The 13,036-nt window shown below is 63.7% G+C and carries 12 protein-coding genes; 5 read left to right on the top strand and 7 right to left on the bottom strand.

Annotated features, from left to right (window positions below; all coding sequences use genetic code 11):
* Positions 1-29 precede the first annotated feature (29 nt).
* Positions 30-800: a peptidoglycan-binding protein gene (locus EN786_RS06575; protein ID WP_127283105.1), complete on the bottom strand. Its 771-nt coding sequence runs from the start codon at positions 798-800 to the stop codon at positions 30-32.
* The gene (locus tag EN786_RS06580; RefSeq protein ID WP_127283104.1) at positions 775-2,517 is read right to left on the bottom strand and encodes a HAMP domain-containing sensor histidine kinase; all 1,743 of its coding nucleotides are present in this window, start codon (positions 2,515-2,517) and stop codon (positions 775-777) included. The genes EN786_RS06575 and EN786_RS06580 overlap by 26 nt, the downstream gene beginning before the upstream one ends.
* A gap of 532 nt (positions 2,518-3,049) precedes the next feature.
* Between EN786_RS06580 and EN786_RS06585 the strand changes: the two genes are divergently transcribed.
* A complete protein-coding gene (locus EN786_RS06585) occupies positions 3,050-3,418 on the top strand; it encodes a DUF5330 domain-containing protein (protein ID WP_127283103.1) in 369 nt (122 codons plus the stop codon).
* Positions 3,419-3,528: 110 nt separating this feature from the next.
* Positions 3,529-3,957 carry a SufE family protein gene (locus tag EN786_RS06590; protein ID WP_127283112.1) on the top strand — a complete coding sequence of 143 codons (429 nt, stop codon included), beginning with the start codon at positions 3,529-3,531 and terminating at the stop codon, positions 3,955-3,957.
* 118 nt (positions 3,958-4,075) lie between these two features.
* Here EN786_RS06590 and EN786_RS06595 read toward each other — a convergent pair whose 3' ends face one another.
* Together EN786_RS06595 and EN786_RS06600 are read right to left on the bottom strand one after the other, a co-directional pair.
* Positions 4,076-4,501, bottom strand: coding sequence for a MucR family transcriptional regulator (locus tag EN786_RS06595; protein WP_127283102.1), 426 nt, complete (start codon positions 4,499-4,501; stop codon positions 4,076-4,078).
* 419 nt (positions 4,502-4,920) lie between these two features.
* Complete coding sequence (locus EN786_RS06600) at positions 4,921-5,289, bottom strand: SH3 domain-containing protein (protein ID WP_127311007.1); 369 nt, start codon at positions 5,287-5,289, stop codon at positions 4,921-4,923.
* Positions 5,290-5,405: 116 nt separating this feature from the next.
* Between EN786_RS06600 and EN786_RS06605 the strand changes: the two genes are divergently transcribed.
* From EN786_RS06605 to EN786_RS06615, 3 genes are all read left to right on the top strand, one after another.
* A complete protein-coding gene (locus EN786_RS06605; RefSeq protein ID WP_135908085.1) occupies positions 5,406-7,532 on the top strand; it encodes a S9 family peptidase in 2,127 nt (708 codons plus the stop codon).
* Between the two features lie 64 nt (positions 7,533-7,596).
* A complete protein-coding gene (locus EN786_RS06610) occupies positions 7,597-8,223 on the top strand; it encodes a LysE family translocator (RefSeq protein WP_127283100.1) in 627 nt (208 codons plus the stop codon).
* Between the two features lie 249 nt (positions 8,224-8,472).
* Entirely contained in the window at positions 8,473-8,862 is a 390-nt protein-coding gene (locus EN786_RS06615; RefSeq protein ID WP_127283099.1) for an SET domain-containing protein-lysine N-methyltransferase, read from the top strand.
* A gap of 38 nt (positions 8,863-8,900) precedes the next feature.
* Here the strand turns inward: EN786_RS06615 and EN786_RS06620 are convergent, their stop codons facing one another.
* The 3 genes from EN786_RS06620 to EN786_RS06630 all read right to left on the bottom strand — a co-directional run bounded on the left by EN786_RS06620 (position 8,901) and on the right by EN786_RS06630 (position 13,019).
* Complete coding sequence (locus tag EN786_RS06620) at positions 8,901-11,498, bottom strand: AMP-binding protein (RefSeq protein WP_127311542.1); 2,598 nt, start codon at positions 11,496-11,498, stop codon at positions 8,901-8,903.
* Positions 11,499-11,621: 123 nt separating this feature from the next.
* Complete coding sequence (locus tag EN786_RS06625) at positions 11,622-12,572, bottom strand: cytochrome c (RefSeq protein WP_127392297.1); 951 nt, start codon at positions 12,570-12,572, stop codon at positions 11,622-11,624.
* 9 nt (positions 12,573-12,581) lie between these two features.
* Positions 12,582-13,019, bottom strand: coding sequence for a cytochrome c (locus EN786_RS06630; RefSeq protein ID WP_127311596.1), 438 nt, complete (start codon positions 13,017-13,019; stop codon positions 12,582-12,584).
* Positions 13,020-13,036 lie beyond the last annotated feature (17 nt).

Genomic DNA, 13,036 nt, shown 5'->3' on the forward strand with positions numbered 1-13,036 from the left:
AACAGATCGCTCCAGCTATCGGCCGACGCTCAGTTGGTCAGGCCGATCTCGCGCATCTTGACGTAGACGATCTCGTCGGGCTCGCCGGTCTGCGGCAGGCCGAACAGCGACTGGAATTCCATGATCGCCGCCTTGGTTCGCGCGCCGACGACGCCGTCGAGCTGCATGTCGTCATTGCCGAAGGCCTTCAGCCCGGCCTGGATCTTGACGATGCGGGCATCGGGCGCCGGCGCGGCGGCATCGGCCGGCGCGGAGACCGGGATGGGCGCAGGCGCGACGGCGGGAGCGGCGACGCTGTCCACCGGCCTCGGCACCGGATGCGGGATGGCCGCCGTCGTCTGCCTGGCGCCGAGCTGGTCGAGCAGCACGGCGTCGATTTCGCCGGTCGCCGGCAGCCCGACCTTCTGCTGATAGGCCTGGATGGCCTTGCGCGTGTTGGGGCCGGAGATGCCGTCGACGGTGCCGGAATAGAAATCGAGATCCTTCAATATGCCCTGGACCTGCTCGACGGTGGGGTCGGTCTTGACCGGCGGCCGCACGATGTTGATCGTCGTCTCGGGCTCGTCAGCCGCGCGCGGAAAGTCCTCGATGCTTCGGGTGGCGAAGAAGGCGCCGGCGTGCGGGAACGGCTGGTACCAGAGCGCGTTGGCCGACACGTAGAACAGCGTCACCAGGAAAGCGGTCGAGCCGCCGACCAGCACCGGATTGCGCGAGATCATGCCGCCGAGCGCGAGCGCGCCCTCCTCGAAGGCGCTGCTTTGGCGCTTGACCGCCCTAGGCTGTCTTGCGGAGCGAGCCATTCCTGTCCCCTTTCGCATGCCCCTTGGTCTTCACCGCTGGTATCGCCAGCACGCCGCTATCCTTGTCCCGCGAATGGCCCTTCGGCCCGTTCACCGGCAGGCTGATCGTCACCGTGGTGCCCTCGCCCGGCATGCTTTCGATCGACATGGTGCCGTCGTGCAGCGCCACCAGGCCCTTGACCAGCGACAGGCCGAGCCCGGTTCCCTCGAAGCGGCGCGTGTAGTCATTCTGGATCTGCATGAACGGCTTGCCGAGATTGGCGAAATCCTCCTCGGCGATGCCGATGCCGGTATCGCTGACCCAGAAATGCAGCCGCGAGCCGACGCGCTTGGCGCCGACCACGACATTGCCGCCATCCGGCGTGAACTTGATGGCGTTGGAAACGAGGTTGATCAGGATCTGCTGCACGGCGCGGCGGTCGGCATTGATCTCGCCCGCATCCGGCGCGATCTGCGCGGCAAGGCCGATGTTCTTGGTCTCGGCCTGCAGCCGCATCATCGACCGGCACATATCGACCGCCTCGACGAAGCGGAACGGCTCCGGCTCGGTCGAATAGGCGCCGGCCTCAATGCGGGAGACGTCGAGGATCGAGCTGACGACGCCCAGAAGATGCTGGCCTGAGTCCCTGACCAGGCTGACATATTCCTTCTGGCGCGGATCCTTGAAGGGACCGAACATCTCATGCAGCAGCATGTCGGAGAAGCCGATGATGGCGTTGAGCGGCGTGCGAAGCTCGTGGCTGACCACGGCAAGGAAGCGCCCCTTCGCCACCTCGGCCTCGGCTGCGGTCTCGTTGGCAGCGGCGAGCTCTTCGCGCAGCGCCGCGACATCGTCGTTCTCGCTGAGCAGCAGCGTGAACGCGTCCTGCTGTTCGCCCTGCATCAGCTGAAGGCGAAACGGCTGGAAATTGTCGGCGGCTGCCGAGCCATCACGCGGCAGCCGGATGCGCAGATCGATCCGGCGCATGGCGGCGCCGTCGCGCATGTCGGCGAGCGCCGAGAGATAGCCGACGCGGTCGGCGAGGTGGATGCGCTCGAACAGGCCGGTGCCGAACAGGAGTTCCGGCTGCAGCCGCAGGATGGTGCGCGCCTTGGCCGAGGCGTCCAGCACCTCGCCATGCCGGCCGAGGCGCAGAACCACGGCATCGATGATATCCTCCAGCCGGTCGCCGGCAAGCGACGCCGGCTGGGTGCCAGCCGGGCTGCTCAGCGAATTCAGGCGCGGGATCAGCGTCGACGCCCAGGCCAGCGGCAGGAGCCAGTGCCAGGCAGCGATCTCGGCCGGGGCGAGCGGTGGCAGCGAGCCGGCGAAAGGTTGCAGCAGGACGGCGCCGAGCGCGGACAGCGCGCCCCAATAGACTGCGCGTCGCGAGCCGCCGATCCACCAGGTTTCGAATGGCAGCGCAAGCGCAAGCAGCGCGACGGGCGAAGCCAGCCCGCCCGCGGCGAAGATCGCGGTGCCGAGGGCAAGACCGCCGAGCACGAGCGCCGCCTGGCCGGCAAGCGCCATCCGACCCGATGCCGCCACCAGCAGCGCGGCGAACCAGCAGAAACCGAAGGCGGCGAAGATCGCGGCAATCGTGACGGCGGCGCCGAGGCTCGATGTGACCAGCGTTACCGCGGCGCCGGCGGCGAGGAAGGGGGCCGCCAGCATGACACCGATGAAGCGGCGCTGGCGCAGGCGCTCGCCCGCGGCGGTAATGGTCGGATGGACCATACGGTCGCAGCCGGCAGCCATCGCGCCAGGCAATTCAACGTATCTGGCCGTAATCGAACTCAACGCACTCGCACCCGATCGTGAACTGCCCTGCTTTTCGCAGATCGCTGTTGTTGTCCTGAAACTCTCATTCAGCGTTTAAGGAATGGATAAGGCGGACCCGGTCAACGCCCGGCCCGCGGCAAATATTGGGACGCCGTCACGGCGAAACCCGGCGATCTCGCGCCATGGTAAACGGAGGGTTATGCAAAACCGGTGGAGGCAAGCTGCGCAAAACCGAGCGTCAATCGCCCTCGCGTTTCAAAATACACTTTAATAACAACAAGATACATGGTTATCGTAAAGTTAATGCAAGCGATGAGATTTAAGTGAAATCGGTTGCAAAACCAATCCTTTCGAATTTGCCTAAAATTTGAGGAAAATTCTCTGTTTGCTTACAAGCCGGTCTTTGCGCGTGTGTGCCACTATGCAGCCCATAAAAGAGGTCATGCCGAAGGATGCGTGATCCGGTCACGGACGAGAGGGCATTGAGATGGGCTTTCTTATTAGAATGGTTTTCTGGTTTTCGCTGGTGCTGCTGGCCCTGCCGCTGAATGTCGGCAGCGACGAGGCCGGCCACGACAGCGTCGGGCCGATCCAGGCGCTGTTTGCGGCGCGCGAGGCGGTCGGCGACATTGCCGGCATCTGCGAGCGCAAGCCCGATGTCTGCGAGACCGGCAAATCCGCCATGCACACGATTGGCGTCCGCGCCAGGGAGACCGCGAAGATCGCCGCCGCCATGATGGACGACACCGGCGACAAGCCGGCGAACGGGCTCGACACGTCCGTCGCCACCGGCAGCGTCGACATCGTCCTGCCGGCGACCGTCAACATCCCGGCGAAGGCGCCGACGAAGAATTGAGTTTTCAGCCGCTGATTGGCGACACCGCAGGCCCGTCCGACCTCTCGACGCCTGCGGTGTTTTCTTCTTTTTCCGTGACGCGAGGACGCCGGATGACTATATCCGGCACAATGACAACGACGATCCAAACGATCCGCGACGACTTTTCCCTGCTCGACGAGTGGGAGGACCGCTATCGCTATGTGATCGAACTGGGCGAAGCGCTGCCGCCGTTTCCGGAAGCCGAGCGCACCCCCGCCAACAAGGTGCCGGGCTGCGTCAGCCAGGTGTGGCTCACCACCGAGCACGGACCGGGCGCCGATCCGGTCATCGCCTTCAGGGGCGATTCGGACGCTCATATCGTGCGCGGCCTGGTCGCCATCATGCTGGCGCTGTATTCCGGGCGGCCGGCGAGCGAGATCCAGAAGACCGACGCGGAAGCGACTCTGAAGACGCTCGGCCTCGACGAGCACCTGTCGCCGCAGCGCGCTAACGGCCTGCGCTCGATGGTCAAGCGCATCAAGCGCGACGCCGAAGCGGCGCTGACGCAGGCCGCCTGACCTGACAAATCGGATTTTTGGGAACGATTGGCGCGGCGACCGGCCGGCGCGCCGGCGAGTGCTTCAAAGCAAGACGGCGCCCGAAGGCGCCGTCCGGCATCGAAGTGACGAATTGCCTTCAGCGGCCCTTGCGCTTGCGGCCGAGGCCCATCTTCTTGGCAAGCTGCGAACGGGCGGCGGCGTAATTGGGAGCCACCATCGGGTAGCTTGCGTCGAGACCCCACTTCTCACGATATTCATCGGGCGTCAGATTGTAGTGGGTCATCAAGTGGCGCTTCAGCGACTTGAACTTCTTGCCGTCCTCAAGACAGACGATGTAGTCGTCATGGACGGAGCGCTTCGGATTGACTGCAGGCTTCTGCTTGTCGGCGGGCGGCGCTTCGGTGGCACCGCCCACGCGGCCAAGGGCTGCATGGACATCGGCGATCAGGTTCGGCAGTTCGCCGACGGGTACGGGATTGTTGCTGACATAAGCTGCGACCACATCGGCGGTCAGCTCGATCAGCGCGTCGCTGTTTCGGGAAGGTGTTTCGGCGATATCCATTGTGTTCAGGCCCCAACGAGAGTTGTTTCTAACTGCGCCCATTTTTTGGCTGGGCTTCGCGCGAATTTCATGCAGGAAAGAGCCTCTGCGATTCGCGTCGCATGATCTTAATGATCCCAATAGTCAAGTAAGTCAATTCGCCTAACGTGCTATATTCAGCGATATTAATCAAATATTCCCCGTTCAGCTTCAACCTTTCGTGCATCGCGTAACTTAGCGAGATTTTTCTGGTCAGACCAGCACCACCTGACGCGGCGTCACGTCGCAATTACATCGGCAAAAGCAGCTAAAATAAGCGAAATGCTTCGCCTATGCTTGATCCGCGACAGGTCGCAAGGTTTCCGCATCCTAATGAAATCACGGGTTGCAAGGCATTACTGCTACGCGCGGCCGGAGATAAGCGGAGGATGTCGGGCCGCTCAATAGGGCGCGATGTACTTGCCATAGACCCAGCCGGTGACAAAATGGCCGTCCCGTGCCGGGTCGTTCCAGATCTCGCACCAGCGATAGCGCACCGCCTGGCGCTGCTTCCAGTGCGGCTGGCTCGCGATGTCGAGCAGGTTTATCCCGCCGGTGCAGCGGCCGGTCATCTGCAGCACGGCACCGTTGGGATAGGCGGCCTGCTTCTGCGAACTGCCCGATGGATATTTGCGCGCGTTGAGCGTGTCGCCGTAGGGCACGCCCGACACTTGCCAAGCGGCGAAGGCGGTTGCATGAGACTGGCCGGCGGAGGCCAGAACAGTCGAAGCGACGGCAAGAGCCGCGGCGGTGCGAATACAGGAATTCATCATCTTCCCTCTCTCCGGCCTATCGTGGAGCCGTCGCAACAATGCCGGCCGGCTCTTGAACCGACACTGATCGGCGTGTTCATTTGCCATTCAAGCAATTTCCGCAGCGAGACCTAATGACCAGATCTTCCGCCTTTCCGACCGCCACCCCGCCGCAGACCGAGAAACGGTCCATCTTCGACACGCATCACGGCTTCACCCGCACAGACGACTACGCCTGGCTGCGGGCCGACAACTGGCAGGCAATGTTCAGGGATCCTTCCCTGCTCGACAGCCGGATCCGCGCGCATCTCGAAGCCGAGAATGCCTATCAGGCGGTGCTGATGGCCGACACCGCGGAACTGCGCAAGCGGCTCTTCGCCGAGATGAAGGGGCGCATCAAGGAGGACGATTCCACCGTGCCGATGAAAGACGGCCCCTATGCCTATGGCTCGTCCTACAGGCTGGGCGGCGAGCAGCCGCGCTATTTCCGCACGCCGCGCGATGGCGGCACGGACGAGATCCTGCTCGACGGCGATGCGGAAGCCGAAGGCAAGCCCTATTTCCGCCTCGGCGGCGTCGACCATTCGGCCGACCACAAGAAGCTCTTGTGGGCATTCGACGACAAGGGGTCCGAGTTCTTCACGCTCCGCGTGCGCGACCTCGGCAAGGGCCACGAACTGGCGGACAGGATCCCCGATACCGGTGGCGGCGGCGTCTGGAATGCCGGCGATGACGGGTTCTTCTATACCCGCCTCGACGACAATCATCGTCCCTCCAAGGTGCTGTTCCACGCGCTTGGCGACAGTGCCGAAAACGATCGGCTGATCTATGAGGAAACCGATCCGGGCTTTTTCATGGATGTCGGCGGGACGCGTTCCAACGAGTGGATCATGATCGGCATCAACGATCACGAGACCTCGGAATACCGGCTGATGCGCGCCGACGACCCGCTTGCCGAGCCGAAGCTGGTCGCCGTGCGCGAAACCGGCCTGCAATACGACCTCGAGGAAGGCGGCAACATCTTCTTCATCCTCACCAACGCCGACGGCGCCAAGGATTTCAAGATCATGACGGCACCGGTCGAAAATCCGGTGCGCTCAAACTGGCGCGAGCTGGTTCCGCACGAGCCCGGACGGCTGATCCTCTCGGTCCTGGGCTTCAGCAACTACCTGGTCCGCCTGGAGCGCAAGGAGGGCCTGCCGCGCATCGTCGTGCGCGATCGCGAAAGCAGCGAGGAGCACTTCATCTCCTTTGACGAGGAAGCGTTCTCGCTCGGCCTGTCTGGTTCTTACGAGTACGATACCGAGATCATGCGCTTCACCTATTCGTCGATGACGACGCCGGCGCAGGTCTTCGACTACAACATGCGCACACGCGAGCGCGTGCTGTTGAAGACCCAGGAAGTCCCTTCGGGTCACGATCCCGACCACTATGTGACGCGCCGGCTGATGGCGCCCGCCAGCGACGGCGAACTGGTGCCGATCTCGCTCATCCACCACCGCGACACGCCACTCGACGGCTCGGCACCTTGCCTGCTCTACGGCTACGGCTCCTACGGCATCACCGTGCCGGCGTCCTTCAACACCAATTGCCTGTCGCTGGTCGACCGTGGCTTCGTCTATGCCATCGCCCATGTCCGCGGCGGCAAGGACAAGGGCTACGGCTGGTACGATGACGGCAAGCGGGCGCAAAAGATGAACACATTCACCGACTTCATCGCCTGCGCGCGCCATCTGGTGACCGAGCGCTACACGGCGCATGACCGCATCGTCGCGCAAGGCGGGTCGGCCGGTGGCATGCTGATGGGGGCGATCGCCAACATGGCGCCGGAGTGTTTTGGCGGCATCGTCGCCGAAGTGCCGTTCGTCGACGTGCTGACCACGATGCTCGACGCGACCTTGCCGCTGACGCCGCCGGAATGGCCCGAGTGGGGCAATCCGATCGCCTCGGCCGACGACTACAGCACGATCGCGGCCTACTCACCCTACGACAATGTGGCGGCGCTCGACTATCCGCCGATCCTGGCGCAGGCCGGGCTCACCGATCCGCGCGTCACTTACTGGGAGCCGGCCAAATGGGTGGCGAGGCTGCGCGAGCGCAAGAGCGGCGACAACCCGGTGCTGTTCAAGATCAACATGGAGTCCGGCCATGCCGGCGCCTCTGGCCGTTTCTCCAGGCTGGAGGAGATCGCCTACACCTATGCCTTCGCGTTGAAGGTGGCGGGCAAGGCCGATTCAGTCTCGGCGGCGGCGAGCGGGTGAGAAGGCCATTGCGTCGCGAGCCACGGCGTGGCTTTGATTGGGCGAAGTCGCGGAGGACCCTGGAATGATCGACCTGGCCACATTGGCGACCTATGTCGCGGTCGTGCTCGGCTTTGTGTTCATTCCCGGCCCCGCCACGCTGCTGACCGTCGCGCGGGCGACGAGTTCGGGAACGAAAGTGGGCATCGCCACCGGCGCCGGGATCGCGGCCGGCGATATATTCCACACCGTCATGGCGATGGTCGGCATCTCGGCGATCATCGCCACATCGGCGATGCTGTTCAGCATCGTCAAATATATCGGCGCGGCCTATCTCGTTTATCTTGGCATACGTGCGATCATCGAGAAGACATCGACCGATCCAGCCGCCGGTGCGCTTGCGATCCGGGCGGGCAAGGCTTTCCGCCAGGCAGTGCTAACCGAGATGCTCAACCCCAAGACCGCGCTGTTCTTCCTCGCCTTCCTGCCGCAATTCGTGCGGCCGGAAAACGGATCGGTGATGCTTCAGCTGGCGGCATTGGGAATCATCTTCGTCCTGCTAGGCCTGTTCAGCACGGTCGTCTTCGCGGTGAGCGCGGGTGGGCTGGGTGCCTTCCTGCGCCGGAATCCCGCGGTGCTGAAATGGCAAGGCAAGGTCGTCGGCGCGATCTACTGCGCGCTCGGTGTGCGCCTGGCGTTGCAGCAGCGCTGAGCGGTGCGCACCTGCTGTTCAGAGCAGCGCAAAACGGCCGTCCAACGGCCAATAGGGGGACCTGCCGGCATCGCTCCCAAACTGATGCGTCCGGTCATAAATTTTTGATTTGCGCATGACGTTTTCAGAGGCTTCATTTCGCGCTCATGCGCGGCGATTTTGTGCTCGCAATTGCCGCTGTCGCGCGCTACCCAATGCCCGGCTTTTTTCGAGCCGCGCCTGCCAGTCACCGTCTTGCAAGGGTCCGCCATGCTGCTCGTCGACGTCTATCTCGACAAATCGCCCATCCAGGGCATCGGCGTCTTCGCCAAGAACCACATCCCCCAAGGCACGCTGATCTGGAAGCTCGACCCCAGATTCGACCGGGTGATCGAGGTCGACACCTATGAGAACGAGACCGGCCCGGTGAAATCCTATCTCGACCGCTATTCCTATCCCGACCGCCGCGATCCGGCCTACATCGTCTTCGAGGCCGATGACGCCCGCTACATGAACCATGACGACGACCCGAATTGCGACGTCTCCTCGCCGGAGGAAACCTACACGCTCCGAGATATTGCGCCTGGCGAAGAGCTGACCTGCAACTACAATCACTTCTTCGAAAGCGGCTTCGATTTCCTCGGCGACCGCCACCCGTAGCCCGAGCGGCTCAAGCACGACCGCGAACTAGGCGCGTCTCACGCAGAGAGCAATTCCGGCTGGCGTCCTACCGCCAATCTGCCGCGCAGGTTTCGGACGGCGGCCAAGGCTTTGCTGGCGATGATGCCTAAGACGACGCCGCCAGCGATCGCAAGCAATTGGAAGCCCGGAGCCGGCAACCGGCCCGCGACGGGCGCCATCAAAAGCTCCGGGACGAAGCGGTGAAACAAATAGATCGGGAAAGCCGCGACGGCGACCTGCATAACCAGCCGCCCCACCCCGGCTGGCAGGCGAAGACGCGGTAGATAAAGAAGAGCCGAAAGCGCCGCGAAAATCATCAAATACTTAACCGTCGTGCCCAGCCAGACCGACTCCCAAAAGGCCAGATACCCCAGCACAATGGCGGCAGACGCGGTCACGACGACTTTCCTGACGTGCGTGTCGGCCAACCCGGCGCACCAGCCGAAGACAGCAAGGTGGAAGACCCAGTAGATCGCGAATATCTGGCGGTTGCCTAGCTCGACGAACAACGGGACCGAAAAGCGCGCGGCAGCGGCAAACACCAAAAGGCCCAGCGAGAAGGCGAAGGGTCGAGCTCTGGCCAGCCGGCGTAGAATGGGAATGGCGAAGATGAGAGCGAAGACCAGGAGCGTCTGCGCGTAGGCCTCGATGAACCAGTAGAGATAAGGGATCATCTCGTGACGTTCCGGTTCGGCATAGCCGAAGTTGCCGGTAAGGGTCATCGAGGCCCAAGGCGCCGCCTGCCAGGCGACGGCGTAAGCGGCGACAATGAAGAAATACGGGATCAGCACGTCGATCGCAGGTTTCAGCGCGTGCCGAAGGCGCCCGGCGAGCAAATGGGCCGACTGGAAACGCGCAAGACTGTAGCCGACAAGCAGCATCATGACCCCGGAACCGCCGGGGATAGGCCACAGCGTCTCGTGATGCACGACCACCAGAAGGATCGCGATGACCCTCAACACCAGATCGACCGGCAGTTCGGTTGCCTGCGTGCGTGCGAGAGGCCGCGCCGCCGCATGACGATGTGTCAGTTCCGCGACGCTTAGCCGTTCCCAGCCGTCCGGCAGCTCCAAGCCGAGCCGTTCTAGTTCCAGAGCCAGTTGCAGGAAGCGAAGGGAATCGCCGCCGAGGGAGACAAAGCTGTCGTTGCGACCGACGCGGAGCGGGTAGAACACGCGAGCATAGGCATCGGGCACGCCGCCCCTTTCGGAACGGGCCCCCGCCCGTCCTTCCAACATCTCGCGCTGAAGGCAGCCATAGTCGATCTTGCCGGATGCAAGCCTTGGAAAGTCGCAGCGCGTCGCAACCCGAACCAGATTGGCGGGCAAGCGGCTGACTTCGGCCAGGATACGGTGTGCCTTCCCCGCCGAGCCGGCGCCGACCACATAGGCATGCAACCCTCGATCGTCGCCGAGCACCGCGGCGGCAATACCTTGCCGCTCCAGCGCCTGCTCCATGACATCGAAGCCGATCCTAAGGCCGGCAATCTTGGCAAAGCGGCTCTTGCGCCCGACGATGCGGAAGAAACCGTGCTCGTCCTGCACGGCAATGTCGCCGGTGTGCAGGGTCTCGACCTCGGCACCCCGCAGCAGATCGCAACGCTTCGCGCCGTAACCCATCATTACGTTAGGACCGCGATAGACGAGTTCTCCGGGAATGTCCGCTCGCCTGATCGGCTTTCCTTCGGCGTCGACGATGCCAAGGCTGCCGCCCGGGATAGCGACGCCGATCCGCTCCTCCCTGTCGGAAAGGCTCTCAGGCGGCACGAAAGCGATGCGCGCCGTCGCCTCGGTCTGGCCGTACATGACGAAGAAGCCGCCGCTCCGGGCGCGCATGTGATCCCTGTAGAGGCGGATAAGGTCGGGGCGGAGCTGTCCGCCCGCCACCGTCATCATCCGCAGTGTGCTGAACTCGACCTCGCGAAAACGCGCTCTTTCCAAGAGCTCGTAGGAATACGGTACGCCCGACAGATTCGTGCAGCCGCCGTCTACGATTGTCGTGAGGAAATCGCCGTCCATAATGGAGGCGCGGGGAAAGAGGACGCTGGCGCCCGCGATCAGATGCGAGTTGAGGACCGACAGCCCGTAGGAATAATGCAGCGGCAGCACGAGAGCGGCCCGGTCGTCCGAAGAGAGTTCGAGATAGGCCGCAATCGAGCGCGCATTGGCTTCGAGATTGCCATAGGACAGCCTGACGGCCTTGGCTGCGCCCGAACTGCCGGACGTCATCAGCAGCAGTGCGAGATCGGGGTGCAGCGGCTCGGCGTCCCGTGCACACCGAGCCTCCTTGACCAGACGCCATCGGCCGTCGAGTGGCCGATAGGTGAAGTCGGGCTGGAAGGCCGCCAGGAAATCATCCCAAAGTCGGTTGTCGCATGGCGGCAGCATGGCCACCGCATGGCCCGCCCGCAAGGCTCCAAGATAGGCGACGATCGCATGCTCGGAGGCTTCCGCCGCGATGGCCACCAACTGCTTTTCTGCTTGCCCCAGCCTCGCTGAGAAGCGCTGCGCAAGGCTGTCCAGCTCCGCGTAGCAGAGCGTTCGTCCATCAGCGAGGAGAAGCGCCGTGCGCTGCCCGCCAAGGCTAACTCCGGACACAAGATCGATCGAGGGCATGGCAACTTCGGTTAGCCGGAAAACTGGCCGAAGCGCCTATAATACATGAGTATTGAAGTCAACTAATATGCATCGCGAGACCAATTGCGTGGATGGTGCCACGCACGGGCGACATGCAAGCGGTCAACTCGCCGGCTTTTTGCGCGCCGGATAGCCGTTGGGATGCGGCGGCACGGCCTTGAGATAGGCGGCGATCGCGGCACGGTCGTCGGCAGTCAGTTCGGCCATGTTCTTCTGCACGTCGACCATGGCGCCGCCGACGGAATCGAAATCCGGCGTAAAGCCGGTCTCGAGATAGTTGGCGATATCGCCCTCCGACCACTCGCCGATGCCGCCCTCGCCCGCCGTGATGTTGGGCACGATGCCCGAGCCTTCGGCGGCCGTGGCGCCGGCCAGCCATTCGCTCTTCCTGGTGCCGCCGGCAAGGTCGCGCGGCGTGTGGCATTCGCCGCAATGGCCGGGGCCTTCGACGAGATAGCGACCGGCCGCGACCTTGTCCGGCGCGCCGTCGGCCACGGCGATCACCTGCTCGGGGTTGAGATAAAGCCGCTTCCACAGCCCGATGCCGCGGCGGATGTTGAAGGGGAAGGCAAGCTTGTGATCAGGCGCCTTGCCGGCGACTGCCGGCAGCGTCTTCATGAACGCGTAAAGGTCGGCGACATCGGACGGCTTCATGCGCGCGTAGGAGGCGTAGGGAAAGGCCGGGTAGAAATGCTCGCCCGCCGGCGAGACGCCCCTCAGCATGGCGTTGGCGAAGTCTTCCTCGCTCCAGGCGCCGATCCCGTCCTTGGCATCCTGCGAGATGTTGGGCGGCACGAAGGTGCCGAAAGGCGTCTTCAGTTCGAGGCCGCCCGCAAGTTCAAGGCGGACTTCGCCCTTCGCGCCGGGCCTGGCGTGGCAGGAGGTGCAGCCGCCGGCATAGAAGATGCGCTTGCCCTTGGCGGCATCGCCGGGGCCAAGCTGCGCGACGGTCGCGGCATCGAGCCTGACCGGCGCCGACAACACCCATCCGGCAACCGCGCCGACGCCGCCCAGAACGAGGGCGGCGCCGACGAGTTTCCTCAGCCAGGGCATTGACCGCGATCAGCCCTTCTTGATCCTGTAGCTCTGGTGGCAGGTGCCGCAGTCGCCGCCGATCGTGTTGAGCTGCGCCTTCAAGGCATCGACATCTCCTGGCGGAGCAGCGACCGCGGCCTTGACGTCGGCCAGGAACTTGTCCTCGGCCGCGTTGAAGCCGGCCGTATCTTCCCAGATCTTCGGCGCGGCGGTGGTGTCGCCCTTGTCGCTGCAGGCCGGAAAGAACTTCTCGGTGTCCCATTTCTCGCCATTGGCCTGCAGCGCCTGCAGCGCGGTCAGCACGGCAGCGGCGTCGAAAGCTTCCTCGCCCTTGACGACCTTCGACAATTGTCCGGCGAGCTTGCCGCGCTCCTTCATCAGGGCCTGGCGATCCTTGATCGGATCAGCAAAAGCGGCCGAACCGGCAATTGCGAGCATAGAGATGGCGAGAACAAGCTTTCTCATTCAGTGGCTCCTTGGTG

Source organism: Mesorhizobium sp. M4B.F.Ca.ET.143.01.1.1 (assembly GCF_004792275.1).
GTDB lineage: Bacteria > Pseudomonadota > Alphaproteobacteria > Rhizobiales > Rhizobiaceae > Mesorhizobium > Mesorhizobium abyssinicae.